The sequence below is a fragment of the Citrifermentans bremense R1 genome, from assembly GCF_000426865.1.
Classification (GTDB): Bacteria; Desulfobacterota; Desulfuromonadia; order Geobacterales; family Geobacteraceae; genus Geomonas; species Geomonas bremensis.
In genome coordinates this window covers 124,430-150,304 of the sequence record NZ_KE384582.1, presented here as the reverse complement: position 1 = coordinate 150,304, position 25,875 = coordinate 124,430, and the positions used below count along the sequence as shown (strand labels likewise).

General features: G+C 52.2%; 22 protein-coding genes. 8 read left to right on the top strand and 14 right to left on the bottom strand.

All coding sequences use genetic code 11. The features are described from left to right. From K419_RS23975 to K419_RS23775, 9 genes are all read right to left on the bottom strand, one after another. On the bottom strand, nucleotides 1–826 hold an 826-nt coding region (locus K419_RS23975; RefSeq protein ID WP_198013139.1), incomplete at its 3' end, for a HEPN domain-containing protein. 2 nt (nucleotides 827–828) lie between these two features. Further along, nucleotides 829–2,025 carry a DUF262 domain-containing protein gene (locus K419_RS22635; RefSeq protein ID WP_035497736.1) on the bottom strand — a complete coding sequence of 399 codons (1,197 nt, stop codon included), beginning with the start codon at nucleotides 2,023–2,025 and terminating at the stop codon, nucleotides 829–831. A gap of 257 nt (nucleotides 2,026–2,282) precedes the next feature. Then, nucleotides 2,283–3,155, bottom strand: coding sequence for a GIY-YIG nuclease family protein (locus tag K419_RS0121325; protein ID WP_026843306.1), 873 nt, complete (start codon nucleotides 3,153–3,155; stop codon nucleotides 2,283–2,285). Next, nucleotides 3,152–5,035, bottom strand: a complete 1,884-nt coding sequence (locus K419_RS22630) for a GmrSD restriction endonuclease domain-containing protein (RefSeq protein ID WP_084154311.1) — start codon at nucleotides 5,033–5,035, stop codon at nucleotides 3,152–3,154. The genes K419_RS0121325 and K419_RS22630 overlap by 4 nt, the downstream gene beginning before the upstream one ends. A gap of 117 nt (nucleotides 5,036–5,152) precedes the next feature. Next, nucleotides 5,153–8,926, bottom strand: a complete 3,774-nt coding sequence (locus tag K419_RS22625) for an SNF2-related protein (RefSeq protein ID WP_084154310.1) — start codon at nucleotides 8,924–8,926, stop codon at nucleotides 5,153–5,155. 17 nt (nucleotides 8,927–8,943) lie between these two features. Then, complete coding sequence (locus K419_RS0121310) at nucleotides 8,944–10,719, bottom strand: EH signature domain-containing protein (RefSeq protein ID WP_026843305.1); 1,776 nt, start codon at nucleotides 10,717–10,719, stop codon at nucleotides 8,944–8,946. Next, nucleotides 10,716–11,435: a flagellar motor protein MotB gene (locus tag K419_RS0121305; protein ID WP_026843304.1), complete on the bottom strand. Its 720-nt coding sequence runs from the start codon at nucleotides 11,433–11,435 to the stop codon at nucleotides 10,716–10,718. Before K419_RS0121305 ends, K419_RS0121310 begins: the two co-directional genes overlap by 4 nt. Nucleotides 11,436–11,442: 7 nt before the next feature. Then, the gene (zorA, locus tag K419_RS22620) at nucleotides 11,443–13,440 is read right to left on the bottom strand and encodes an anti-phage ZorAB system protein ZorA (RefSeq protein ID WP_051293169.1); all 1,998 of its coding nucleotides are present in this window, start codon (nucleotides 13,438–13,440) and stop codon (nucleotides 11,443–11,445) included. Nucleotides 13,441–14,101: 661 nt separating this feature from the next. Then, entirely contained in the window at nucleotides 14,102–14,293 is a 192-nt protein-coding gene (locus tag K419_RS23775; protein WP_156912272.1) for a hypothetical protein, read from the bottom strand. 151 nt (nucleotides 14,294–14,444) lie between these two features. Between K419_RS23775 and K419_RS0121295 the strand changes: the two genes are divergently transcribed. Further along, entirely contained in the window at nucleotides 14,445–14,780 is a 336-nt protein-coding gene (locus K419_RS0121295) for a helix-turn-helix domain-containing protein (RefSeq protein WP_026843303.1), read from the top strand. 151 nt (nucleotides 14,781–14,931) lie between these two features. Here the strand turns inward: K419_RS0121295 and K419_RS0121290 are convergent, their stop codons facing one another. From K419_RS0121290 to K419_RS0121280, 3 genes are read right to left on the bottom strand one after another with little or no spacing between them, the layout of a single operon-like run. Beyond that, a complete protein-coding gene (locus K419_RS0121290; protein ID WP_156912271.1) occupies nucleotides 14,932–15,369 on the bottom strand; it encodes a hypothetical protein in 438 nt (145 codons plus the stop codon). Then, nucleotides 15,326–15,844: a hypothetical protein gene (locus K419_RS0121285; protein ID WP_026843301.1), complete on the bottom strand. Its 519-nt coding sequence runs from the start codon at nucleotides 15,842–15,844 to the stop codon at nucleotides 15,326–15,328. Before K419_RS0121285 ends, K419_RS0121290 begins: the two co-directional genes overlap by 44 nt. A 4-nt stretch (nucleotides 15,845–15,848) precedes the next feature. Further along, nucleotides 15,849–16,469, bottom strand: a complete 621-nt coding sequence (locus tag K419_RS0121280) for a hypothetical protein (protein ID WP_026843300.1) — start codon at nucleotides 16,467–16,469, stop codon at nucleotides 15,849–15,851. Nucleotides 16,470–18,769: 2,300 nt separating this feature from the next. Here K419_RS0121280 and K419_RS0121265 point away from each other — a divergent pair. After that, the gene (locus K419_RS0121265; RefSeq protein WP_026843298.1) at nucleotides 18,770–20,296 is read left to right on the top strand and encodes a tyrosine-type recombinase/integrase; all 1,527 of its coding nucleotides are present in this window, start codon (nucleotides 18,770–18,772) and stop codon (nucleotides 20,294–20,296) included. A gap of 135 nt (nucleotides 20,297–20,431) precedes the next feature. Here K419_RS0121265 and K419_RS0121260 read toward each other — a convergent pair whose 3' ends face one another. After that, a complete protein-coding gene (locus K419_RS0121260; protein WP_026843297.1) occupies nucleotides 20,432–20,668 on the bottom strand; it encodes a helix-turn-helix domain-containing protein in 237 nt (78 codons plus the stop codon). Nucleotides 20,669–20,856: 188 nt separating this feature from the next. Here K419_RS0121260 and K419_RS24395 point away from each other — a divergent pair, with 188 nt between their 5' ends. Further along, nucleotides 20,857–21,435 carry an Arm DNA-binding domain-containing protein gene (locus K419_RS24395; protein ID WP_226377756.1) on the top strand — a complete coding sequence of 193 codons (579 nt, stop codon included), beginning with the start codon at nucleotides 20,857–20,859 and terminating at the stop codon, nucleotides 21,433–21,435. Here the strand turns inward: K419_RS24395 and K419_RS23385 are convergent. Beyond that, the gene (locus K419_RS23385; RefSeq protein WP_084154309.1) at nucleotides 21,324–21,569 is read right to left on the bottom strand and encodes a helix-turn-helix domain-containing protein; all 246 of its coding nucleotides are present in this window, start codon (nucleotides 21,567–21,569) and stop codon (nucleotides 21,324–21,326) included. The genes K419_RS24395 and K419_RS23385 overlap by 112 nt on opposite strands. A gap of 146 nt (nucleotides 21,570–21,715) precedes the next feature. Here K419_RS23385 and K419_RS0121250 point away from each other — a divergent pair, with 146 nt between their 5' ends. The 5 genes from K419_RS0121250 (at nucleotide 21,716) to K419_RS0121225 (ending at nucleotide 25,840) form a co-directional block, all read left to right on the top strand. Continuing rightward, nucleotides 21,716–21,955, top strand: a complete 240-nt coding sequence (locus K419_RS0121250) for a hypothetical protein (RefSeq protein ID WP_026843296.1) — start codon at nucleotides 21,716–21,718, stop codon at nucleotides 21,953–21,955. Beyond that, nucleotides 21,948–23,138, top strand: coding sequence for an Arm DNA-binding domain-containing protein (locus tag K419_RS0121245; RefSeq protein WP_026843295.1), 1,191 nt, complete (start codon nucleotides 21,948–21,950; stop codon nucleotides 23,136–23,138). Before K419_RS0121250 ends, K419_RS0121245 begins: the two co-directional genes overlap by 8 nt. Then, on the top strand, nucleotides 23,135–24,094 hold the full coding sequence (locus K419_RS22930; RefSeq protein WP_026843294.1) for an HD domain-containing protein: 960 nt from the start codon (nucleotides 23,135–23,137) through the stop codon (nucleotides 24,092–24,094). The genes K419_RS0121245 and K419_RS22930 overlap by 4 nt, the downstream gene beginning before the upstream one ends. 619 nt (nucleotides 24,095–24,713) lie before the next feature. Further along, nucleotides 24,714–25,070, top strand: coding sequence for a hypothetical protein (locus tag K419_RS0121230; RefSeq protein ID WP_051293167.1), 357 nt, complete (start codon nucleotides 24,714–24,716; stop codon nucleotides 25,068–25,070). Between the two features lie 11 nt (nucleotides 25,071–25,081). Continuing rightward, nucleotides 25,082–25,840 carry a metallophosphoesterase family protein gene (locus K419_RS0121225; protein ID WP_026843291.1) on the top strand — a complete coding sequence of 253 codons (759 nt, stop codon included), beginning with the start codon at nucleotides 25,082–25,084 and terminating at the stop codon, nucleotides 25,838–25,840. Nucleotides 25,841–25,875 lie beyond the last annotated feature (35 nt).

The following is a 25,875-nucleotide window of genomic DNA, read 5'->3' as shown; positions in this document are numbered from 1 at the left end:
GGGCTGGAGCAGGCGGAGCCGGGGCTGGAGCAGCAGCAGGGATGCTAGCAAGGTAGACGCTTACAATTTCCACTGTGACTTCAGCAATGATCTGCAAAAACTCTGCGTTCTTAAGCACTTGATCCGTATCAGGAAAGTTAGTAGTATTCGTCGGATGTGCTATCTGATTCCGATCCTCCATCAGGGCATTTAGCCTACTTTGAGCCTCAGCGCTAGCTTCACCGTCAACAGTCTTCGCAATATGCAACTTTACCTTTGCCTGCTTTCCGAGTTCTTGCCAATAATCATTCATGCCCACCCGCTTCATTAGGTCGGCAAGGACCTTCGGCCTCATATTCGACTCTGTTATGGTCAGGACATCCGAACTGATGCTTAGAGGCATCGTCGTACCCCGCTGGTTGCCCACTAAGCTAGAAAGGAGGACATCTGCCTCCGCTTCTGTGAAGCCGTAACGGCTGGGTCTTAGAGCAACCTCAAGCGTTAAATTCTTGAGTTCTGTACGAAGCTTTTGTGGCAGGGCTACATAAGATGCAGCCCTGCCGGCAATTTCATCAGCCAAAATTTGTACGACCTGTCTGATGAAGAACTCAAAGCGGCCGGCTAGATACAAGAGCAGGGATCCGGATAGCACCGGTAGGTCGGTTCGTCGCTGATGCGACTCTTCTTTAAGAGAGAGGGCTTGTGGCCATGGCGCAGTGCCGTCTACTACTGCAGGCGGAGCGGTACTCGCACCAAAGTCACGAAACGTCTTGACAAGCTTAAGCAAGTGCTCGACCCGCTCAGCATCGCCTCGGAATTCGCGCAGGACCTCGTTAAGGACAGTCATGACTACTGAGTCCTTGCGCGCAGTATGGCACCTGCTAACGTAACTCGTTCATGTACGGATTCGACAGTGTTCCCGCGGCCTACGAGAATGTCGTAGTGCTTTGGGTTGTCCAGTGCCTCCACCAAGGCAGCCTTAATGGCAATAGCATTATTTTCAATGTCGAGACTTGGCTCTTTACTCAGCGCGATCATCAGGGCATCGTAAAGCGGCCTGCTCTGCCTACGAGTCCCTGGTAGTCTAAACGGTTGGGCATCAAACACGACTAAAAGCCGCGAGAGGAGAGATGTGAATTGCTCCTTTAAAGTATAAAGGGTGTTGTCACATGAGTTTGCGTACTCCTGCATGAACCTATCTAGGATGCGCCGAAGAGAACCTTGGCGCTTGTTCTCAATAGCATCTCGAAGTGCGAAAAACCGAAGGACGAGTTCCGCGTCAGCTAGAGACGCAAATAGAGGGTTTTTCAATAGCGCATCTGAGGGGTTGTCCTCCTCACCTTCGACGTAATGTGGAATGCCCCATGTGGCGGTAAAAGGTGCGGACCGAGCAAGTGAAATGAGCGCCTCATTAAGAGGACCGGGATATAGCGCGTTTCTCAGTTCCTGCGGATTGAGACTAATCCCACCGGTGTTGAGGCGGTCAAAAAGGACACGTCGAACATCAAGATTGTCCTCCCCAACCCCCTGTGTCTCTGCTAGGAGAACAACAGCACCGAGGCTACGACGAAGGAGGCCTCTCTGCAAGACTAGAGGGAGATCATTGAAGCGCATCCGCTCCAACTCGGGCCAGTACTCAAGGCCAGAGAGTGCAAAGTTATTCGCCAAGAACTCACGTATGGTATCGAGACGCTGGCGACCGTCAATCACCTCATACTCGTTGTAGTCGCGTTCAAAGAGAAAAATTGGTGGCACCGGGATATTCAGCAAGAACGACTCGATTAACAGTGACCGCTTCTTACTTGTCCAGCGTAGCCGCCTTTGATAGGTAGGCGAGGTATCTATAAGCTCCCGCCCCGGTTGAAGAGCGTGGCGCAAGTAGTCAAGCTGGTAATCCTTTGTCTCCCTAACGACCCTCAGTTGACTACGTGCGTATTTCTCGGCGGGATCCGAGGTTGTGCCACTAGCGATCAACAATGGACCGTTGGACTCTTCCTCAAACCATTTCTCTATTTCAGCGGGGGTGACTTGCGGCTTTCTAGTCATGCTTTAACTCCATCCGGTTGTGCTAAACCGTTAATCCAGTTTACACATCGCGCATCCTTATCATAATAATGGAATTCCACCAAGCTCAATTTTTCTTACACCTCAGCGCCAGAGGATAGCCTGTGTCAAAGAGGAATTATCAACCCGACATGCCCAACATGCTTTTGCCCAAAGTATGTCTTCGCCATCAGGCCAAAATTAGAAATACTCTTTGGCCATTGGCGAGCGGAGTTCCAAGATGAATAACCGGCCTCCATCTAACCTTCCCCCGCTTCCCGCTCCTGCAATTCCTTCAGCGTCTTGCCTCCTGCATCCTTCCACTCGATGCGCCCATTGGCGCTACGGCCCAACACTATAGCGGCAGCAGTGGACGGAGAGTTGAAAGCGTAGTCCTGGGTGAAGCTATAATTGCCATTGTCGGCTTGCAGGACACCGTTGTTGATCAATTCATTACGCAAGTCGTACATACCCCGCACATGCTGCTGCATCGACGGTGCGGTTTGGCCCGTCGCCTGCGAAGTGGCTTTGACTACAAAGCCTTGGGTCGACTCATAGCCGCTGGCGGCAACCCCTTTCCCTTTGCAGGTTAAGAGCGCATTCTTCTTTATTACTGCAACGCTCGATGCCTGCTCGAAAGCATGAATCCCCAGCACCGGTAGTATGCCTAGCACGTTATCGAGAAAGACCTGCATGTCGGCACGGTCGGCCTCGGAGAGGGTCGGCTCAGATTCCCCCTTGCCATTGTCCAACGTCATCCTCCTAGCTGACTTTGCCAATTGGATCAAGTGCGATTCAAGAAACTGCACATGAGCCTTGTTGAGTTGTCCCGGCCCAGCCACGAAAAAAACAGCTTTGGTCCAGAAGTCCTTCTTGGCGTAATGAGATTCGAGCCGATCGCGCACCGGGTCGCCCTCTCCAATGTAGAGCATCTCTCCTTCACCGTCTTCCCGGGGACCAAGAAGGAGGTAAACACCGGTCTGGCCGAACTCATCGCGCTTCTTGATAGAGGGCAACAGCGTACGTGGGAAGACCACGGCCTTTCCGATCCAGTTGGACCGCTCGACTAGGCGGAGTCCGTCAGGGTCACCATTGGCGACGAAAATGCGGAGGGAAAAGGGGGACGCATTCATACTGCGGGCACCGTGAATAACATGACGGGTTGATCCGGTACCGTGGGCGGGAGATAGCTCGTTTGAGACAGTGACTCTGGGCTGATACTCTCACCATTGGCTAGGCGACTCACCGCCAGACTTACCAATTGAGCTCTTGTTGAGAGGAAGACCTGAAAATCTTCCCTTATCTTTGCCAAACGGTCATTCCCCTCAAGACTGTCGTACTTACCATTTTTAAGGCAAGCGACCGGGATCAAATGCGTTTTCAGTCGCTGCTCGACAGTCTGTTCGTCGGTCCAATCCGTGCGGTCTTGTAAGTAATCAAGCGGGTCTTTGCGCCCAATTGTACGATTTGTTTTCCAGGTTACGAGCGCGCAGTTCAGGGCCAGGAAACTATTAATTTCAGCTTCTTTTAAGAGTGCGTCGGGAAATAGGTGATGATATTCACGGTTTTGCAAACTCTGGAAATTGGCCTTTTGTCCATCGGCAAAGTCGATGGCGCCGAGATAGTTCGCCACACTAAGGATGCCGCGCCCACGAATTGTCTCACGTTTGGGCCAGTCGGCAGACATAAGCTCTTCGACTGTCACCAAGGGATGCTCGCTTCGGTTGAGGGCAGGCACCTTGACCAGGTCTGAGTCCTCAAAGGCGGGATTCTGCAGCAACTCACGCAAATTCCTGAAATCATTATAAGCTCGTGAGGCCGCTGAATTTTCATAGCGATCGGTAAAAAAAGCTGACCAGAGGTAACGCTGCAGCAGTTTTTCCGCCTTGCCGCGAAAATCGCCATGTTCGGGAATCAAAGAGTAACTGGCTGCAATAACCGCAAGAACCGCATTTGTTGGTAGCCGCTGACGATCGTAGACCCCCTGTGCATCGAGAAAATCAGCCATACGGCCAAGACACTTTGACATGGTGTCCCAGTTATCGACCATCTTGGTCTTGCACATATCGATCATACCCCGCTCGTTTGGAAGCTTGTCCTGTAGCAGAGCCGAGGTAGCCAGAATCTGGAACGGCAACTCGTAGTAGTTCTGTACTTTCGGATAATCCGCGGTGAGCTTTTCCTGCAGATCATGGAGAGAATTGCCAGTTGCGCTCTCGACCTCGGCTACGATGATATCGTACCGCGAAAGCGGCTTGCTGTTTGTATTCATGTTGATGAAAACCTGCAGTGCCACTTCCTTCTCGGTCGTGACCGGAAGGGAGAGATACGGCAGGTTGAAATGTGCAATACGCTCACGCAAAGAGACGATCTGGCCTTTAACCTTCTCTTGAATGGCCATGAACTTGCGGATTTTGGAAGCAAATTCGGGGTCGTTATCATCGGGATTGTAAGTTGCAGTGGCGGCACTTACCCAAGCGTCTATTTCAGCCTGAATGTCTGCCGGTCGGAGCAAGTTTACCGGTATCAACCCGCGATAAAGACAATACCTTGGCTCGTCAGCCCAAAGCGGGTAGCGCTGTCCTGCCTTCATGTAGCGGGCACAATGGCGAATCGAAATTTCTTCCCCTTCTTCTTTTTCTCCCTCAACGTCAAATTCGGGGATGTGGACGAAGTAGGTCTCCCATTCGTAATTGTTGTGGATCGAACGCCAAAAGGCGGTCAAACGCTGCTGACCATCAAGCAGATGCTGAGATACCTTTGGGTTACCATCCTTTTCTGCTGTCACGATATGGCGGGACACAAATTTCTCCTCGTCCCCCACTTCCAGCACTAATGTCACGCCGATGGGAAGATTGTGCACTACCGTATTTAAAAAGCTGGTAATCCGGTTGCGATCCCAGGCTTCAAAGCGTTGAAAGCGGGGGAGCTTAATTTGGCCCAGGCTGATGGCGGTGAACCATTCGGCAAGGGGGCGGTCAAGAGCTTTGCTGGATTGCTTCATGATGCTCATCGAGTTACAACCTCCTAAACGTCAACGATGAAAAAATCTCTTTGGACATTGCCTGCCAAATTCGGAACTAAATTTACCCTTTCCTGAACGCAACGTCACAAGCGCCTTTAGTCGTCCCTATCGTCCTTCAGCCATCAATAATTTCTCAAGCGCAACCTGCCGCACCGGGAACTGCTCCAGGAACCTTTCTAGCTCCTCTCGATCGACTAGGTCCACTCCATTCAATACCGCTTGGGCTTCGGCTGCGCCATTGAAGAATTGATTTGTGACCGCCAACTTCCTGAAATCGACCCCTGGATGCCGTCGAGCATAGGCAGCCGCCCCCGTTACCACATCCTTAACCGCTTCCCACCCCAGCCTATGTTCCTCCTTTGAGGAGGTTTTGCATTGGATAAGGCACCCTGTATCGCCTGCAATGGCCACCACATCAATTCCGCCATCATTGCTGTGCGGTGTACGATAGACGGTCGAGAAGCCCTGTTCCTTCCAAAGGAGCGCGCAGAACGCTTCGAAAGTTGCAGGTGCCATCTTCGGAATGTCATCGGCAGAAATGGCGTCGTTTACCACTGCAGCCTCTCCATCGACACCTTCAAGATCAGCGAAGTCTGCAACACTAAGTTCTCCCGTGCCATTTAGCATGTCGGAAGAAAGTTCCCTCTTCCGTTCAAGGAGGCAGTCCAGCTTGGCATCGAAAGTTGTGAACTCTGGGGCTACGATGACGGGATAGTACACGTAGACTTCCTTGGTTTGTCCAATACGATACGCGCGGTCGGTCGCCTGATCCTCTTTTGCAGGGTTCCACAAACGGGTAAAGTGTATTACGTGATTGGCCGACTGGATGTTAAGCCCAAAGCCAGCAGCCAGCGGAGAGAGTATGATAACCCCAAAACCTGCCTTCTCTTGAAAGCTCTTAATGCGTTTTTGGCGACTTAATGGGTTCGAACCGGACGCGGAAGTGGATCCGTTGATTACATCTGGGGTTACTCCTAGTCGGTGATGAATGCAGCGGCGCAGGGTGCGCTGAAGATCTAGCAGTTCGCAGAATACCAGAACCTTCTCTCCCTTCAGTTGAATCTTCTTTAGCTCCTCCAGAAGCCACGCCATTTTGGGGGAACGTGCCACGATTTCATCCACCGATTCGGAGTCCGTCCCTTGTTGACCGAGAGGCCTCGGGTCCGAGCAGATGTGCCTGAGGTGGTGCAGCAATCCGAGAATTCCACCTTTGCCGCCGTCCTGCTTTTCCATCCGATATAAAGTAACTGCATGGCTGTAGAGGCCCCGTTGAAATTCGGAAATCGAAAGGGAACGGCATTCCTGCACGATGTGCTTCTCTGGGAGATCCTTCGCTACATCCTTTTTCTCCCTCCGCAGTATTTGCGCTGATATAATGGCCCGCAGTTGCTCAATCCTCTCTGTTTCTTCGTCCGTTTTTGCTTCTATCGGCCTTCGATAGCGGGTGCCGAACTCATTTAGAGCCCCCAGCAAACCGGGCTGAACGAAGTCGAAGAGACACCACAGGTCCGTCAGCGTGTTTTCTACGGGCGTCCCGGTGCAGGCGATCCTGTAGCGGACATTCTGCTTCTTCGCCGCCCTAGTTACCATTGCATTAGGGTTCTTAATCTTCTGGGCCTCGTCGCACACCATGATGGACCATTTCTGCGCTGCCAGCGAGAACTCCAGGTCCCGCAGTGTCTCGTACGTAGTGAGAACAATTTTGTTCCCCCCAAGCCAATCACGACGAAGCAGGCGAGTAATGCCATTCGCCTTCAGTTCTGTTCCTATCGAGGCACGGGGTACCCTGACGGAAGCAAGTGTATCGCCATAAAGGGTAAGAATCGGAAGAGACTCCGGAGTAAAGAACTTCTCCGTCTCCTCTTTCCAATTTTCTAACAGGGCGACCGGTGCGACCACCAGGACAGGATCAAGGTTAGGTTCTTCCTCCTGACAGCTAGAGATGAAGGTCAGGAGTTGGAGTGTCTTTCCTAGTCCCATATCATCGGCAAGGACCGCACCACGACACCCACCAGGGGAGCAACGCCACAAATGTTGCAGCCAGGCAACACCCCGTAACTGGTGCTCCTTCAGGCGCACCTCCGGCTTTAGGGCCGCCGGCAGACGAGGGGGCACTCCCTCTGGAAGGTCAAGTCCGCATCCCTCCTCCACGTAATCGAGCGCCTCGATGTTCGCCTTAACCACGAGCCCTTTGCGCGGCAAACTTTTTCCACGTATAGGGCTATCGGGTGGGAAGGTTCCTTTCGCTACTGCGTCAGAGGCGGTCTGGAAGGCGGAAAGGACCCGCTCTGCTTCAGCAATCGGGATTGGACGAGGACACTCTGGAAAGGAAATCTCATGATATCCCTCGCGCTTGGCTTCAGCCAGTGCATCTTTCATCTTGATGATTAGACCATCGTCAAGTGCGACTGTCACCGGTGTAGCGGAATCTGAGGGCGTGAATGTCAAGGCATACAGCACGTTCTCAGGGACCCAGCCGTCGCCATCGTTTTTCCTAGCAATAAATGGGGAGAAATAAGGCTTCTCCTCCCCTAGCCCCTCCACGCGGTCCGAGTAGTTGCTGAGATCAAAGATCTCTGCGCAGTCGAAGCAGTCACGTGCTCTCCATTGAGTGAGCGCGTCCTTTAGGGCTATCAGTTGGTCACCGCTGTCACCCAAGATCTCCAGTTCGTAGCCTTCCCATAGGCAGCACTGGCAGCCCTGCTCGATCCTCTCTTCTAGTCTCGCCGCGAACTTCGCCAGGTCGTCAGGTCCATTGAACGGGAACCTTTCGCTATGCACTTCTCCGTCGAGCATCTCCTCCACCAGAAGATACACCTCCTGAGGGAAGCCTTTGGAATCTCTTATGATGGATGCGGTAAAACGAGAAAAAGTTATGCCAGCATCATTCCTCGCCTGCTCGAACTCTTCAGGATCAAGTACCTTCTCGGCGTCCGGGCCAAGCACCGAGAAGGGGTTCCGCAGGAAAGCCTCTCCTCGCTCACCGGCAACGCGACGTCCTGGCAACGCTTTGATCTCTCTTAGAACAGCCTGCACCTCCGGAGACACCAGAACATGAACCAATCCTTCGCCATCCGGAATTTCGTAGCGCTCACGGGCGTCGGGAAAACGATCGAAAGTCTCTATCCACCGGCTGGGAGCTCCAGCGAAGTCAGGAATCACCTCGACACTCCTCAACCCACCGACCTGCGTCCTATTAAGCGAGAGCTGCAATCGCTCAGGCGTGACAACAACCGTCTTACGCAGGAAATCCCCAAGGTCGGCGCCTGCCTCCAGTGCGTAGTGCCTTATTTCTGCCCAAGCCCTTCTGTTCCCATCCGCACCTCTCCCCTCTGCGGGCCTGCGGTGGAAAGCCGCCACCGCTTGGACCACACGCCACGACGCCTCCGAAAGGAGGGTCTGGGTCCCAGCATGCATGAGGACTGCTCCATTCACAACGGTCACACCAGAAGCATGTAACCCGGACTCATCACACCATGACGCAATCATCACGGAAAAATCGGTGTCGGAGAGGCTCCCCCTGCTGGAGAGAACTGGTCGGTAGGTACCACGCTCTGGTAGCCCTAAGAGCGGGATGCTGGAGAGGAAATCTGGTCGAGACAAAAGTTGGAAGAACGACTGCCAAGGTAGGAGAACGTTTTCCCCTGCAGTTTCTGCGAAACCTTCCTCCTCGAGTTGCGACAGGAAGGAAACCAGTCCCTCATCCTCCGCAAATCCGAACGGCTCATTCAGCCATTCGCAGTCGACCTGCCCCGGTACACACCATACGATTCCGTCGTTCGCAAATGTGCGCGTCACACGCAGGAGGGGCGAAACCGGAGGTTCTGGGTTGTGCTCTTTTATTCTAATCTTCTTCGAAAAAAAATCATTCCAGACCATGGGCTACTCCTTCTCTACTACCCTTTCCACCAGCCCTTACCAGGTTTGTACCGAAACCCCCAGGCTCGCAGCTGTTCGATCGCGGCCGGATCGGTCTTTGTTGTCATTGCTTCTCGAACCCACAGCGCCCCCCCCACTGGGCGTTTGTCCTCCATGGTCATGTGGTTCTCCTGGAGGAAACGGGAAAAATATTGCAACGTGTACGGCTTTGTTGGTGTATTTGTGGTTTCCGTCCTTGCTTGTTGCGTAATCGGGATTCCTCTTGCTTCCCTTTCCCCATCTACCTGTAGCTGGAGCTGCTGCGACCGAACAACTGGCTTGACCTGAGTAGTACGGTGTTCAAGTTCTTCACGGCGCACGACAGCGCGTGAGCCCGAACGGGGCGGCGTCCATCCAATGCGTGGTAATATCTCCTCGTCAAACTTCTGCTCCCATGTGGTGCTGAGATCACGGTGCAGGAGGCGCTTTATGTTGAGAGGAGATTTAAGCCCCTGAGAGTCCCCGGCCACCCAAGCCCTGGTGAGGTCAAATGGGTTGTCGGAGGCGTTGAAAATGAAGCAGGCATGACCAAACAGTCCGAATTCCACAAGCAAGAATCCACCTATGCGCATGATGAAAGCATTGTTGTCGGGGTGACCAGCACTTTCGAGTTGCACGATCCTGCCTTTAGCGCGCTCCCGCAGAACGCGGTAATCATGTCCCGTCTGGCGTCGGGCGGTGGCACCAAAGGCGAACCACATATCCTCTATGCGGTCGGCAAATCGGAGCCAGTAGTTCAGACGTCGGGTGTCAGCAAGGCCGTCGGCAGCCACGAGACTAAAGAAGTCATGAATGAGCCTACGCTTTAGCCAGCCGTCCACCATGACCCGTGCGTCTTCATCTCCCACGCGAGAATCCCAGGCTGACTGGTGCAACCAAGGATTGCCGATCTTGACTAGTGCTGCGTCACGTAAAGCCGGATGCTCTTCCCGTGAGGTACACAGGGCGTATCGTTTAAGGAGTGAGGCGATGCCACCAATGGCTATGCGGTCAGAACAGGCGAATCCCTCTCTTCCCATGAGGACAGAGACCACATGGTCAAGACGTTCCTTAAAGGCGGCGTCATTCAAGCGACAGAGAGATGATACTTGGGCTCGCACGGCTTCACCGCGAAGCCAAGAGTCCGATGGGATCAACAGCCCTTCGCATGCTTCCCTGAAGGCTTCACTCTCGCCGTTCAGGAGCTCATCGCCGTACACGGCACAAGGGTCGTGCTCTAGAAGGTTTCGGTGCTTCGAGAGGATGGTCACCCAGGACGAAATGGGTAAGTAGGTCTCCAATGTCTGAAGGTGTTTCTGGAGAAACAGTCGCAAAAACTCCCCATTCTTCGTCCCCACCTGAGAAAAAGAGGCAGAATCTACAGGAAAGGAGAAGTAGCCGGAGAGGAGCCCAAGGTAGCACTTCCTGAATTGCCGCTGCTCGTTCTTCAGAAGTGTTACCTTGTCCATCAGCAGGGGAAAATGATCTGGGGCCTCCAGAAGTCGTTTCCCCTCTGTCCCGACAGATTTGCACACTCCAAAACAAGCGTACTTCACCTCGAGAAAGTTCTTGAGTTCCGCGGTGCATAAAAACTGCAGAACTGTTGTGGTTATCGAACGCTCTGGGAGTTTCTCACGCGCAGTATCGAAGGCTGAACGGACCCGTCCCAGCGCTTTTTGCATAAGTTCAGGGCGCCCCCATGAGTTAGCTTCCAGCGGCAAAGATAAGCTTTTAGCCAGTTCCTCACGCAGCAGGTCAAGATGTTTTACCGTCATGGGCAGTCAAGGGGACACATCGGCTCATCGGCCAGTGTAAGATTGGGGGAAAGGGCTCTTTTCTCGCCAATATCAAGAAACTCGAGTTTCAGTTCGATCCTGCGGCTCTCCTCCATGGTACTCTTCAGTGAGTTGAAGGAGGACCCGCCAACCAGGAAAATCTCCCGAATCAAGCGGCGGTCAGAGTCTGAGAGAGTAGTTTCATCGTTTTCGGGGCGTGCCATGAAAGCGCAGAGAACACGCTCGGAGCGCTGCATGCTGAGGTTCAGGTTGTGCAGATACGTTCCACGCTTATCAGCGAATCCCTCAACAATTACGCGTTTCAGCCATTTTTGCCCCATGGGGTCTCTAGCCACCGAGAGAATAGCAGGCGCAAAACTTCGCAAAAGTTTCCCCTGTTCGCTGGTGAGCTTGTTGCTGTCCGTCTCGAACCGGGCGCGCTCACCAAAATCGATGGAGTGCCCTCGAATCTTTATACCAGGAAACATCTTGCTGGATTCCTCGATCCGCTTCAGGAGCTCCGCTATTTCCTTTTCGCGTTGCGACTTTTCTCTTTCGGCCGCCGAGATATCATTTGTGACAGCAAGCAGCGCCACAGTCATAGCCACGAGAAAAAGCACCATCAGTGCCGTCATCATATCGGAGAAGGAGATCCAGAACGGCTTCTCCGCCTCATCCTTGCCCGCCCGTCGTACCGGCAATCTTATTCCAAACATGGTTCAACTACCTCTTTATGGAATCGACGGTGTCGCCGAGATCTAGGATGGCGCTCTTGAGAAGATCAACCGCCCCAGAGAGATCAGTGTGGAACTGACTGTTCCCTTCCCGGAGGGTACGCGTAATGTTTTGAGCGAATTCTTCGTGGCTCTTCCCTAGCACCTCGGACACGCCTAAGAGGTATTCATCGGCGTCAGTCTGTGCCCTTCCGAGGTGCTCCGCCGCGGTGTGAATTCGTGAGATAACCTCCCCCGTCATCGAGGCCTCGCGGCGTGCATTTTCCACAGTGGACTTAAGATCGGCAACGATCGCAGCAAAGCTTTCGCGAGCATGTTTGTAATCCTCTAGGACCTGCTGTACTCCAGCGCTTGCTCCAGAAAGGAGCAGTGAGGTCTCTTGGATCTTCTCCGTGGCACGAGTTGCCGAGGTCATAACCGACGTCACCCCCTGCCCAGCCTTTGCGAACTCGGTGGCGGCGAGATAGAGTGTCTCGGCACCACTGTTAAGACGCTCGATTGAGTCTCGATTGGTCTGCGCCAAGGTCCCGACGCTATCCCTCATGGCCTCGCCACTGTGCTTCACCTCCTGCACCAAAGTCATCAACTGCCCGGAGATGCCCTCAACCGTAGTGCTTGTCTGCGCTACAAACTGCTGCTGCACGTCCCGACTTTCTTCCGCCGTCTGTCGCGACTGCGCCTCAAGCTGAGTAACCATCGAGGAAACCTTCTCTCCGAGCTCACCAAGTACCGTCTGCATCTTCTGAGAGGTTTCCGACTGGGAATCGCGTACTAGAGCTCGAATCTGTTCTACGAATTCACCCATTTGTCGGTTCATTGTCTCCTGCCGAGCCTCCATCGCTTGGATCGTCTGTGTTAGACGCTCCGCCATTGCGTCGGCAGCCCCCTCCCCAGCGGATTTCAGAGTCTCGGCCATTTGCCCGAATTGCGAGCTTGCGGAGATCATCGACTGGGACGTCTGCTGCAACAGCGTGGTCATTCCCTGGAGTTGACCGCCGAACATATCTTCCATCTTCGCTGCGAAACCAGCAAGAACATCAGTAAGAAGCTTATTAACCGCCTCCCCCTGATTCCCCCCCACGACGCTTACGGCTTGGGAGATTCGCTCCATGGGAGCAGTGATGCTCTCCGTTATACTTTCGCTGAAACTTCTGGTTAGGGTCGCTGACAGTTGCGTGCTGTGCTGTGCTGCTGCTTCCACTTGCTGGGCGGTCAGTTCGGAAAGAATCTGCTTTAGATCCGCCACTAGAGCGTCCTTGATCTGTGCAGCCTGGGTGGCCGAGGTTTCAGAGGCAGATACTAAGCGAGCAAGATACTCCTCCCCTGCGCCTGCGTTAAAAAGACTATCGATTAGCTGGCAAAGCTTTTCTACTTGGCGATAGCAATCGTTCACCATCGCCTTTTCCATTTTTGTAATCGTCATTGCCATAAATATGGCGACAAAAGAGACCAGAAACGAGTAACCGACACCGTGAATAAGGCCCGTTAGGCTGCCACGAACAATTTCAGCATTGCTCGACACCTGAAAGTTCATGAGACCAAGGATAAGCCCTGCAAATGTACCGATGATACCAATACCGGTGAGAATACCTGGCACATGTTTGAAGTACTCTGCATGGAGCGGGGTGTCCACCAGTGCCTTTTCGGTGAAGAAGGACTCAGCCAGCGCAGTGGACCTCCAGCAGATGACATAATCCTGGCCAAGTTCGTTTGTCTTCTTTTGAGGGTGCAGTGTCTCACAGAACTCGCTCCAGGCGTGGGAAAGTGCTTCAGTTTCCATCGCCTCTTGGGCAACCTTTTCTAGTTCTGTTAAAGGCCCTGTTGTTTTACCTTTCAGCAGCCTGAGCCCTTCAACCGAATTTGATAAATCAGTCTTCAGTTTTCTTCCCGGAACGAGGAACCTGCGCCAGAAGTCCCTTCCAAAAAGCACTAAGTACGTGCCAGTTACGCCAATTACCATAAGATGTAGAGCACTCTGCCATGTCATTTACATTTCGTCCTTTTTATCGGTAATTCAAAAGTGGAGTGAGGGACAACCTGTCATGCTTTAGAAACAATGCCGCACTCACTTAGCTGCTGGCGTTGGCGGCTCTTACCAGACCCGGTCTTGTCACGTTCACAGTTAATAAAATAGAAATTAAAGCTAATTTATTACACCCTCTTTTTTTCCGTGTCAATCGAAAGCATCTTAAAAGTTCTTTCGTCTTTGGATCAGGAAAAGCATCCAATTGAATAGGCACTAAACCAGCTCCAAGAAAACCCATAACGGGAGAGTGAAAAACCGTGAAACAGTGCGCGCCGTGGTCTCATTAACCGCTTTAGAGTGTTAATACCTCTTTAATTCCATTTTTGTGTAATCACGGGCCCCGATAGCATTTGTGCTGTGACGCTACGGCCATCTCTGCCACGATAAACTCGCACAGATGCGCCTGGTGCGCTGTATCACATCATTTGTTTGGGAAAATAGCGCAAGTACATCTTCCGGACGGGACTCGCTGTGACGCCTTTCTTCCCCGGATCGGTATCATCGTCACCATAACATGCCTGGGCTTTACCCCCCTTATCACTTCCGTAATCGGCACGCACACCTCCTACCAAGTCTTCGAAACTCCATCAATATCCCTGCTGCAGCAAAAGCGAAAAATCTGTCAATTTTTAGTATTCATGAACGAATACAGGCAGTAGAGCAATGAAGCCAAAGTATGAATTGCCACCAGTGTAATACCTACTGTCACAGCTACCCTTGTCATATGCAGCGAGACCAGCAGGTTGACAGCAATTCCTGACATAAATTCTGTACCTCGAATAATCGTTGTGTATGAAACCTCACTCTTCACCATATGCCCCCCCCTCTTCTACTGTAAATTCTCAAAGACAATTATTAATTACCAGAGAGTTAACCAAAAGACAACTAAAAAATGTCACTGAGACAATTATTATTGACGAAGAGGTCATAACCAGTGTAATTTATAGGAAGATGGGAGGAAGCCGATGGCTGAACTGGAAGAACAGATTGGGGAAAGGATTCGCAGAAGCCGCGAGGCCTTGGGGCTAACCCAGCGGCAATTAGCAGATTTAGTGGGCAGCAGCCCGCCAAATATAAATTATTATGAAAAGGGCTCGAGGTCTGCGCCGCTTAGTATGCTCATTAAACTTGCTAGCGTCCTGGGGGTCTCAACTGATTTCTTGTTACTGGGAACTGGCCCACAAATGTTCGTGGACGATCAACTCTCAGAAATGCTTAGAGACTTCTCCGCCCTCAAACCACGAGATAGAGAGATCGTAACGCAAATAATCAAGTTCATGAAAGAACAGGCAAAAGAATAGTCTTACCATCCCCCTTGTAAAGAACGGCCGCTGCATAGTAACTAATCAAATGCAGCGGCCATTCTTTGCTAGCGGTCCCGAAACGTGTGGTGGCTCCCGGCGGCCATAAAGATCCCCTTGTGAGGGCGAAGACTAAGGTCATGTGCCCCCCCTACTCTCTCGCCAGCGACATAAGTACATTTTTAATGCACCTCTCCGCACACTTTGCTTCAAAGAGTGTCAAATACAATTCGCTGCTCCCCATCGCTAAGAGAAGATTTCGGCCCTTCTTCTGCTTAGTCTCCCCACGTACCGTCAGATACCCCTGAATCTCAAACGTCACTGGCGCTTTCAGATCGTTGCAGATGTAACAATCAAGCAGGATCAACAACTTGTTGCAGTCATTCAAGTCGTAACGGATGTCCCTTATGCTGCCATCTTGTGACGCCATGCAGGTGATGAGTTCCTCGCCAAACAACGTGACGGAACCTTCTTTATGATTTCGGTAATATGGCTTCCCGTCGTCATGGGAATACTGGATCCTCTTTGAAACTACGAGTGCATCATCAAGGTTCAGTAGATTGATCTTGTTCCTTATTTCGTATCTCATTTAGTTTCCTCCGAATTGTCTCGTGGGAGACGGTTATGTTGCGCTGCTTGAGGTAATCGACCATGTCACGCAGGGAGTAGCCGGACTCCTTAAACTTGACAAGATCAGGCAAGTACAAATCTAGCCCAGCACTCTTTCGTGGCTTGGCCCGCTGCAACATCGCGGCCTTGCTACGCGCTTCGTGTACTTCTTCAATCGATGCCACATCGTCACATTTTCGATGGATTGCAACAGTGTCTAGATGCCGGTACTCCTTTATCGCCCGTACAAATCCACAGTACTGAAGCATTACCCTGTTGAGTTTCTTGTGGCTATTCCGGGTGTCGTAATAGAAGTTGTCTGCCTTTCTGAACGCCTTGATCACCAGTTCATCTGTCAGCTTAGCAGTATACTTCAGCAGTGTGGCCCTCTGTGAAGCCGTGGTTGCAGTCAAGCGGTCAATCTCTTTGATAGCTCCGGGAACATCAAGTTTCATAGGATCACCTCAGTCCTGAGTACGAAATGCGAAACACGTCACCTCTTCTATGACTGCACCGCCGTGAGGTTTCAATTTCCGCAGATGTCGTTGATTTACCTGCTAAAATTGCTTCTTTGAAGAATCGCTGAGCAAAAGCGTGCTTAATGCCGTGAGGCCCACGTTTTGGACGATATTGGCCTGTCTCTTTCGCCGCTTTGTTGATGCTCTGTAGATAGCTCCCGTAGTCTCCGCAAAGGCTGCCATGGGCTGCAATAAAGGCCTCGAGTTCCGCGTAGGTATCAACAGAGACGTAGTGTGACGATTCGTACCCGCCCTTTTCTTTCGTCCGGATTTCTCCAACTTCCCGATCCGGAAAATAAGGGTCTTGCTTGATACCGTGCATGTTGTGGATATCCAGCTTTGACTTCGAGAACTTGGAACGGGCAAACCCCACCCCCTCGCCACGACAGCCAGATTCTAGCTGGATTTTCGCTGCCAACTGGTGCATAGGATCTTGAATTGCTGCAATCAGAGCCTCTGGGTCCTCGAAAGCCCGCCCATAGCCTCCCCATCTGATGTAGTCGTGCCTCGCACGGCATGCATCGAGTATTTTCTCTGAACAAAAATCTCGAAACGAGTTCATCTGTGCCTCCGTTTTCTCCCAGCCTCGGTCTTGTAGTAGTACAAGGCGGAAAGGAATTTGGATAAAGCTGCTGAATATGTGCGAACGGTTGCAGGTGCTAGCCCTCGGGATACTTGAAGCTCCAACCACTCAACCATGTGGTATGGTCGAATCTCTAAAATCTGCGAAATGCCATACGTTGCCAACGCATATCCCGCGACCGCATGCCAGACCCTTAGATAAACAGAACGCGTATTGTCAGAGTGAACCAAGACGTCGGGAGTCCTCGCGGTCTTCAGTTTATGACGGCTCACCCCAATTCCAGATACGAAATGGAACAGGCCCTCCACCTGGCTATGCGGGCTCCCACGCATGTGTTGTTCTGAATCCTTCAGTTTCATAAGATTTGCCCCCTTTATGTCGTTTGTTTTTGCAGGCTAAAGGCGCCTCAGTACTTCTTAGGGTTGAACAACTACCACTTCCCGGGTTACATGCGGGTCGGCCAGGTGTCTGCCGTCGTGCGGCTCCCGCCAGTAGCGGTGCCAATGCAGGAACCATCCGTCGCGTTGTACGGAGGTTACTCTGCAATGTTTGCTACCGGGGACGGCTCCCTCAGTAGCTAGCACCACGGATTCCGCTGAGGGATTCTCGTTGGGTGCCGACGCATTTGTGCGAACATGTATTGGGAATGCGCACCACGGCAGACAATTCAGTCCACTTTTTGTTTAAAAAAACGCCTCAAACGTCTAAGTACCTATTATTACGTTTATTTTTTTCGTAAAAATTTCAAAAATATTTCCACGACCATCAATTGTGCATCTTAAATATCTGTTTATGTTTCAGCTAAAAAACGTCCTAAATCGTCTGAACACCATGAGATCATTGGGGTTATTACCAGGCACTTACTTATTTCTAGCCACAATAAGTTGCCGGAGGTTGACTACAAGCCGTGACATCGCCAGAAGATCTGGGCAGGTTCCTGAAATGCAACCTCGATTACCGCCAGATGTGTAAACTGGGGTCTCGTCACCACCCGCGACAACTTCAAGGCCTCTTTGAGCTTGTTCTCGTGGACGGAGCTTGCCCCCATAGCAAACGCTGCGGTGGGGGCAAAGCCATAGGCTTCCTATCCTCGTTATGGTCTTCGACCTGTTTATGTCTCGGCCTACCACATCAATTATCTCCGACATTTCGAACCTTTACCTTTTGAATATCGCCCCAGCGAGCCAGAAGAATTTGCCATCGTTTGACATCCCTACATGACAATGCCTGCCCAAACTTTCGATTCAAACCGCTCACGTGGCTTCGGGAACCTTACATTTGAGAGTGATCTAGATGCTGGTGATGACTCCCTCCCATGCCCTAGGTTCTCCTGGATTGGCGACTTTGGCGGTATTTTGGGGACCAGCATTTCACACCTAGGCTGGACACCGGGATTTGAAGTGTGGATTGGACGTCTGGATGGGGACGTCTGGATGGGGACGTCTGGATGGGGACGTCTGGATGGGACGTCTGGATGGGACGTCTGGATGGGACGTCTGGATGGGACGTCTGGATGGGACGTCTGGATGGGACGTCTGGATGGGACGCCAGGATGGGACGCCTGGGTGGGACGCCTGGGTGGGACGCCTGGGTGGGACGCCTGGGTGGGACGCCTGGGTGGGACGCCGGGGTGGGACGCCGGGGTGGGACACTTGGGTGGGACACTTGGGTGGGACACTTGGGTGGGACACTTGGGTGGGACACTTGGGTCGGGCGCTTGGACTGGGCGAGGTAGACGTTGGAGGTGGACGCCGTATGCAGATCCGAAGCTTCGACAGTTGGATCTGGCGGTAACCATAAAATCTTCTCGTCGCCAGGGATATTTGGCCTCCTATGCGAGGTGCCTAGAAACTTTTTCTGAATTCCTGAGTTTTTTGTCTTACTGGGGGGGCATCCACTTAGAAATCTGTTTTTTTAAGGCGGATGTCACCATGAATACCGAGACAACTGAAATTATAGGAATTGTAGAGTTTGCCAAGCGGTTGAAGGTCTGCCCAAACACTATCCGCAACTGGATACGGAGTGGGATGTTAGTTCATGGAAAACACTACCTGCGCTGTGGCCGGATATTACGATTCGCATGGTCCAATGCTCAAATACTGGATTTGATGGCGCATCTCCAGCCAGAACCACCCTCCAAAAGGCCAAAGTTAAAGTCGAACTCCGGAAACAAATGCCATCGCAAACTTAGGGCTTGAAATCGACACACAGAGGACTATCCTAATCGGCGCAAACGAAAAATCGACCGAGAGGAGGGGCCACCATGAGAGGAACATGACATGAAGAGAAAGAAGAATGTAAGACAGGAAACACGGCCAAAGCCTTCATTTGGCAGCATCTATCGAGTTAAAGGCTCGAAGTACCTCTACATCAATTTTTCGTACTTCGGGCAGCGGCTACGCTTCCCGACGGACAGAGAGGACACTGACAGTGACCGGGATGAACTCAAAGAGTTCCTTAATGACGTCGGCGAGAAGATCCGCAAGAGAACTCTGAATTTCGCTAACACGTTTTATTGGTTAGACGAGAAGACAAAAGCATATTTCTCCGAACTGGAAGGACGCGAAGTACATCCGGAACCGGAGCATGTGCTGTTCGGAGAATACGCCGAGCAGTGGATGGCTCGGAAGATCCCCACCTTTGCATCGGTGACGAAGCAGCGGGATTATCTGCAGGCGCTGAACTCCAGGATTCTGCCGCACTTTGGAAGCATGCCGTTTGCCAGCATCACGGCGACCGTAGTGGAATCGTTCATTGACAACCTGAAGCGAAGTATCCGCACGACCATCCCCAGTAGGGCCAAAGGTGCGCGGAATGGCACCCCCCTCTCTGTCAAGACACTCAAGAGCATCATCACGCCTATGACCAAGATATGGACCGCTGGTTGCAACGACCATAACTGGAATCTACGGAGCCCATTCAGCGGCTTAACGGAAAAGTACAAAGAACTGACAGATCGACATCTGCAGGAACAGGAACGGCTTGTGATCCTCCGCGGCGAAGAAGAGGAGGAGAAACCATCAAGGCGAGAAGTCTTACTCTGCGCGGAATGGAAGCGGCTCCTTCTCTTCGTGGATCCCCACTATCATCTGGTGATGAACCTGCTTATGATGGGGCTGATCGGGTCGGAACTGGAAGGGCTGCAGAAACAGCATGTGGGCGAGGAAGCGGTGCAGATACGCTGCGCGTTAGTACGTGAGAAGGAGGGGAAAGTTTACCTCAAATTTAAGCCTAAAAATTGGTACCGCAAACGCGAATTGCCAATGACTCGTCGCCTGCGTGAACTTTTCGATAATGCCATGGCAAAATCCAGTAGCACCGAAATCATTGAGTTCGACAATGGCATTTCGCTGCCTGCAAACAAGTTCGTGCTCACGATGGAGGATGGCAGCCCCTTCAACTACGCATCCTTCGTCAAGACCGTCTGGAATCGTGCAATGAAGAAGGCCGGCTTCGCAAAAAGGATCCCTTACGCATGCCGTCATAGCTTCGTGCAGTGGTCTCTCCTCATCGGTGTAACCAAAACACGACTCGTGGATCTGATGGGGCACTGCAATAAGAATATGATCGACAGGGTCTACGGGCAATATCGGCAAGGGCTTGTTGATGAGCGCCAGGCTATCCTTGACTACCTAGGGGAGGACTTCCTGGCGATGGAGGAGTTGAAAATCGGTTTTCCGGACCGCTACCACAGGAGGATGGGGCTGGAAGCGCTCCAAAAACCGAGAGCCCTCGACCTTGCCGCCACTTTTAGTCAAAGTTTTGGTCAAAGCCAAGGGCTCTATGCTGATAACTACCTGAGGTAGCTGGGTATTTATTGGAGCGGGAAACGGGATTCGAACCCGCGACTTCAACCTTGGAAAGGTCGCCACTCCTCCGCTGCACCCAAGTGCTGAGGTATGTTAGGCCCATTAAAAAGCTATCTTAAGTTCTCCGCCCAATCACTCTCCCAATTCCTCGTCTGGAACGTACTCGACTAGATCGCTTACCTTACATCCAAAAAATCGGCAGAGCTTATCAATATTGTCTGTGGTGGTGTTGTAACCCCGCGGTCCAGCAATCTTCGACAGTGTCGTTCTGTGGATCCCAGTAGCGCCGGCGACCTCCTCAAATGTAACCCTTTTCCCCACCTTAAACTCTCTATCCGCAATGACTTCCTTCAAGCGAAACCGAATCATACTCGCCTCCAATACCATCGACCGAGTTTTTAAGTCCGGCCCTTATATACCACAGCCGAAGTGGCTCAACAACGGCATTCTCTACCCGGAGACCACGTATGATGCAATAAACTAACAAACGTGCTTGACAGCCACACAAAACCAACATATGATGTTTTTACGCTACATATCGCACAGAAGGATAACGAATGACTATTTCAACGGACATCACCACAGAGCAACTGGCATCCAAGCTTCACTACGATTCACGGTACATCCGTGAATGCCCGAAGGACTCCGTACTGCTGGAGGGAGTTCACTACGTACGCCCCTTTGGGCGGAGGAAGATCCTTTTCATATGGGAGACCATCGAACGCGACATGATGAAGACCTCGCTGATGGAAGCTCCCATGATTCCGCTGGCACGGGGAGGTGTTGTAATGGATAGCATACGGGCAAGGAAGGAAAATGGACTCCTTACATTCGACTTCAGGTACCAAGGTACTCGCTGCCGCGAACAAACGACGTTGCCTGACACGGCCGAGAACCGCCGGAGGATGGAGACGGTGCTGAAAAAGATCGAGGCAGAGACAACTCTCGGGACCTTCGACTACGGCACCTATCTCCCCAACTCACCAACCGCGACCAAATCCCACAAGAAAGTGGCCTCCTGGAGTCAGGACGGCTCTCCCGCGACTGATTCATCCGGCACATATTCCATAAGATCTCCCACCTGGCAATCAAAATGCTTGCATAGTTTGTCTATGTTATCGGTTGTCGTATTATAACCGCGAGTCCCCGCGATTCTCGACAACGTTGGCTGTTTTATCCCCGTGGCCTCTGCAATAGCCCCCAAAGTCGTCCTCTTCCCCGTCCTGAACTCCTGGTTGGCAATCATCTCCTTTAATCGAAAGCGAATCATTCGGTCCTTCCTTTCGTGCTGATTTGGCAGCAGCATACCTTGCATACCCATTCCCAGCAAGAATAATATTTCCCATCATGCTTAATATTCTTGACATGCATAATTATGCGTGGTATGATATATAAAAATCTCGAAGGAGGCCCACTATGGCGACGGCAACCTACATCACAACAGAAGAGCTGGCTTGCAAACTCCACTACGACTCACGGTACATCCGGGAGCACCTGAAGGATTCCGTACTGCTGGAAGGAGTCCACTACATCCGTCCGTTCGGCAGGCGAAGGATCCTTTTCATCTGGGAAACCATCGAGCGTGACATGGTGAAGGCTTCATTGATGGAATCGCCGATGATTCCTCTTGCCAGAGGGGGTGTAGTCAATGGGTAGCGTAAGGGCTCGGAAGGAGAATGGACTCCTCATCTTCGACTTCAGATTCCAGGGTGTCCGGTGCAGGGAGCAGACAACCTTGCAAGACACAGCGGAGAACCGTCGCAAGATGGAAAAGGTCCTGAAGAAGATAGAGGCAGAGATAACTCTCGGAACTTTTGAATACAGCGCCTATTTCCCGAACTCTCCGACTGCCAGGAAATTCGAGAATCAGGTTCAGCCCGAGATGCCCCACCCTGCCGTGTCTCCGAGTACGCCGGTCTTCAAGGAGTTCGCCTCGGAATGGTTCGAGGAAAATGCCGTGGGGTGGAAGAGGTCCTACAAGGACACCCTCCAGATAACCCTGAAGCGTTACTTGGTACCGGAGTTCGGTGGAAGGGAGGTCGGCCGCATCACCAAAGGGGAGATACTCAAGTTCCGGTCAGCACTCGCCAAAGTTACGAACGGAACAAAGATAGGTCTCTCGCCTGATCGGATCAACCATATCATGACTCCTTTGCGCATGATACTCAATGAAGCAGCCGACCGTTACGAATTTAACACACCTTACCTGGGAATAAAACAGCTTCGTGTCCCCAAAACGGATGTTGATCCGTTTTCCCTCGACGAGGTCAAGGTCTTTCTGGCAAACGTACGGCCCGACTTCAAAAATTACTACAAGGTGCGTTTTTTCTCCGGAATGCGTACCGGTGAGATCGACGGGCTGAAGTGGCAATACGTGAATTTCGAGCGCCGGGAGATTTACGTAAGGGATACGATAGTCTCCGGCCAGGAAGACACCACAAAGACCGTACAGTCCCAGAGGACTATCCAGATGGCACAGCCGGTCTATGATGCCCTCATGTCCCAGAAGACAGTCACCGGCGGGGGGAAGTTCGTCTTCTGCAACCGTGCAGGGGCGCCGTACAGCTACCATAACATTACCAACCGCATCTGGTATCCGACGCTGGAACGGCTGGGGATGAAACGGCGGGTACCATATCAGACCCGCCACACCACCGCCACACTGTGGCTCGCGTCCGGTGAGAACCCGGAGTGGATCGCCAGGCAGATGGGGCACGCCAATACGAAAATGCTCTTCACCGTCTATTCTCGGTTCATCCCGAACCTGACACGCCAGGATGGTTCTGCCTTTGAAAGGCTTTTATCGACCCACAGGGCTGACAGTGGAGTAACCTCATGATGATACATGACCTCATCTACGAAAGCGGTAGCGCCTTTTCCGGAAGCTACAGAATTCGGTCTCCGCGTACCAGCACCTCAAAGAACGGCTCCCCCTTTATCTCATTAGGCCTCGGAGACATGACCGGCGTCCTGAAAGGCTACATATGGACTGACGAATATAAAGGGCCCAAAGATCTGAGACACAACGATTTGATTGCCGCCTCCGGGACACTGAGGAATTTCAACAACGACTGGGTGGCAATACTCCACTCAGCAAAGAGACTGGAAAAAAATCAAGTGCAGCAGCTGTCGCTGATACCGACCTGGTGGTGCCCAGCAAGGAACCTGCTACCAAGGCTGCACTGTTTGGTGAACGATCTGGAGATCTTGCCACTTCGGGGATTTCTCAGCAACCTTTTCGGAGACGATTCTGTAACCCTACCGTTCCTCTCGATTCCAGCCAGCTGTGCACATCATCACAGCAGCACAAGCGGCCTTTTGAGGCACAGCCTTGAATGTGCTGAAATCGTTAAAGCTCTACCTTTTTTCACTGACGAGGAAAGAGAACTCGGCATCGTTGCCGCTTTGTTGCATGACATCGGCAAGATCAGGACCCTGAAAAAAGAGTCAAACTTTAACAGTCCTGGCTACTTGCTCAATCACGACCTGCTGACCTTAGAGGTCATAAGCCCGTACCTGAAAATGTTGGATGAAGAGTGGCCTGATGGCGGCCTGGCCTTGCGATACCTTTTAACGTGGAAAAGTCAAAAGTCACGGTCTTTCCCCCTTATGACTATAGCAGAGGCGGTGAACTCGGCTGATCGGATAAGCACCGGATTGGAAAGGGAAATGACCGCGTTTTCGCAACTACCGGCATGGCGAAATGCGACCAGATCCGGCCCTACGCAAGGCTTTTGGCGTCCTCAGAAATTCCAGGAATCGGACCCGCACACTAAGGAGAGGATAGCAATATGAATCAATCAACCATTCCGCAAAAAGGCACGAATGCTGACCTGATCTTCTTGATATCCGAAGGCTTGGTTCGGGCAAACCAGCTGGAACATAACAGGGCGCCCGCAAAAGTAATTCAGCGCGAGTACGATCTTATTGGACAGAGGATTGGGTCGTTAAGTTCGCTCTTGAGCACGCAGCTAATCAGCCAGAAGCTGGAAGATGAGCTGATGCGGCGCATCACGTTTTCGTTAGCCACCAACTCATGCGTCAACTGTTCAAGCTTGGCTGCGTGCCCTAATGTTCAGTGTCTCATGTTAGTATCGCCTACTGGCGAGCCACCGTCACCTTATCCCTACGTGAAGAATGCAAACAGATGCTGCGCACAGTTCAGGCCGGATTGGGACCAGTATTTCGAGACGGGAAAACTTTACCCGGAAATCGTCAAGCGGCTCCAGACGACCTTCAAATTCAGTCTTAATGGTAACCGTCTAGCACGGCACCTCCTATCAATGATGGGAAAGTGGGCCAGAGAGGTCGGTCCCATGTGAACGAGTCCTGCCCTTGCCACTTTCCATGGCAGGGCTGTTTTTCCAGGAAATGTTACAGACAACTACAACATCTAGATGAAACGGAGGGCAGCATGGACCTTAAGGACATGGAATTAAGGGCGATATTCGGCGGAATCTGGGGAACACCGGGCATCACCGAGCAACCCTGCATCACACTCGTCCGGTGGCGGGTACTCGAGGTAACAGAAGGCCCGTTGGCGGGAGAAAGACATCTCGTTGGATATAACGAAGCTGGCTGGGAGGGCAGAGTCAGCACTGCTATAATGAGCTTCGATGCCACGACCAAGGAGTGCGTTACTAAGTCTGGTCGAGTATACAAGTTGGTCGGACCTGCCTGCCATGATGCCGACGGCGATTATGTTTGGCGAAGGTGGGCAAAAGCTAACCTGGCCACAGACGAAATCGACGTGTCAGCAGAGTTTTCTTAGCGGGGGTGGCGATGGCAATCATCGTAGGCGACATACACGGCAATGTCGAGAAGGTTCAGGCGTTCCTAGAGTATCGGCCCGACCAGGAGCATATCGCCTTGGGCGATTATCTAGATTCTCCGTGGGAGCCACTGCAACGCCAACTGAGGGCCCTGCAGCTGCTTCTGGAAAGCCCCACGGTGCTCCTGTGGGGGAACCATGATCTGCACTACCTAGTACCGCCGCCGTTCCGCTGCAGTGGGTTTCAGTATCGGGAAACGGTGATACAGGAGATCATCGAGAGAAACCATAGGCGATTCGTCGCAGCCTACGTCGCAGATGGCTGGCTCTGCACCCACGCAGGGTGCAGTACAAAACTGACTATAGGGCAATCGGCCAAACAGGTCGCCGCCAGGGTCAACGAAGCGATGAACGCTTGGCTCTACCGTGGGGAAAAACACTGCATTTTCGATATAGGGATTGCCAGGGACGGGGCAGCGGCTCTTGGCGGATGCTTCTGGTTTGACCTGAGAGAGGAAAAACTCTGGCTAGACACGGGGATTCATCAGCTTTTCGGGCACACCTCACTTAAGGAACCAGAGGTGGCCGAAAAATATATAGCTCTGAACACAGAGAGCAACAGGGAAACTGTCTTTTTGTTCGATTCGCAGACGAGCCAAGTCGTAGTGCTACCGCTACCGGGTCGACAGAGACGGTGCACCAGGTGCTTAATGCTGGTTGACTATCTTAACGAAGACGGAACCTGCACGGATTGCGGGCGACATGTATGACGGTGCAATGGGTGGCCTTACTCAATGATGGAAGC

Excerpts from the sequence above, each read along its gene's own strand:
- K419_RS0121225 (WP_026843291.1), top strand. The coding sequence starts at position 25,082 with ATGGCAATCATCGTAGGCGACATACACGGCAATGTCGAGAAGGTTCAG.
- K419_RS24395 (WP_226377756.1), top strand. The coding sequence starts at position 20,857 with ATGACTATTTCAACGGACATCACCACAGAGCAACTGGCATCCAAGCTT.
- zorA (WP_051293169.1), bottom strand. The coding sequence starts at position 13,440 with ATGACATGGCAGAGTGCTCTACATCTTATGGTAATTGGCGTAACTGGC.
- K419_RS0121265 (WP_026843298.1), top strand. The coding sequence starts at position 18,770 with ATGAAGAGAAAGAAGAATGTAAGACAGGAAACACGGCCAAAGCCTTCA.
- K419_RS0121260 (WP_026843297.1), bottom strand. The coding sequence starts at position 20,668 with ATGATTCGGTTTCGCTTGAAGGAAGTCATTGCGGATAGAGAGTTTAAG.
- K419_RS22930 (WP_026843294.1), top strand. The coding sequence starts at position 23,135 with ATGATGATACATGACCTCATCTACGAAAGCGGTAGCGCCTTTTCCGGA.
- K419_RS22625 (WP_084154310.1), bottom strand. The coding sequence starts at position 8,926 with ATGGTCTGGAATGATTTTTTTTCGAAGAAGATTAGAATAAAAGAGCAC.
- K419_RS22635 (WP_035497736.1), bottom strand. The coding sequence starts at position 2,025 with ATGACTAGAAAGCCGCAAGTCACCCCCGCTGAAATAGAGAAATGGTTT.
- K419_RS23385 (WP_084154309.1), bottom strand. The coding sequence starts at position 21,569 with ATGATTCGCTTTCGATTAAAGGAGATGATTGCCAACCAGGAGTTCAGG.
- K419_RS0121310 (WP_026843305.1), bottom strand. The coding sequence starts at position 10,719 with ATGACGGTAAAACATCTTGACCTGCTGCGTGAGGAACTGGCTAAAAGC.
- K419_RS0121305 (WP_026843304.1), bottom strand. The coding sequence starts at position 11,435 with ATGTTTGGAATAAGATTGCCGGTACGACGGGCGGGCAAGGATGAGGCG.
- K419_RS0121250 (WP_026843296.1), top strand. The coding sequence starts at position 21,716 with ATGGCGACGGCAACCTACATCACAACAGAAGAGCTGGCTTGCAAACTC.
- K419_RS0121295 (WP_026843303.1), top strand. The coding sequence starts at position 14,445 with ATGGCTGAACTGGAAGAACAGATTGGGGAAAGGATTCGCAGAAGCCGC.
- K419_RS0121285 (WP_026843301.1), bottom strand. The coding sequence starts at position 15,844 with ATGAAACTTGATGTTCCCGGAGCTATCAAAGAGATTGACCGCTTGACT.
- K419_RS0121230 (WP_051293167.1), top strand. The coding sequence starts at position 24,714 with ATGGACCTTAAGGACATGGAATTAAGGGCGATATTCGGCGGAATCTGG.
- K419_RS23775 (WP_156912272.1), bottom strand. The coding sequence starts at position 14,293 with ATGGTGAAGAGTGAGGTTTCATACACAACGATTATTCGAGGTACAGAA.
- K419_RS0121280 (WP_026843300.1), bottom strand. The coding sequence starts at position 16,469 with ATGAACTCGTTTCGAGATTTTTGTTCAGAGAAAATACTCGATGCATGC.
- K419_RS0121325 (WP_026843306.1), bottom strand. The coding sequence starts at position 3,155 with ATGAATGCGTCCCCCTTTTCCCTCCGCATTTTCGTCGCCAATGGTGAC.
- K419_RS22630 (WP_084154311.1), bottom strand. The coding sequence starts at position 5,035 with ATGAGCATCATGAAGCAATCCAGCAAAGCTCTTGACCGCCCCCTTGCC.
- K419_RS0121245 (WP_026843295.1), top strand. The coding sequence starts at position 21,948 with ATGGGTAGCGTAAGGGCTCGGAAGGAGAATGGACTCCTCATCTTCGAC.
- K419_RS0121290 (WP_156912271.1), bottom strand. The coding sequence starts at position 15,369 with ATGAGATACGAAATAAGGAACAAGATCAATCTACTGAACCTTGATGAT.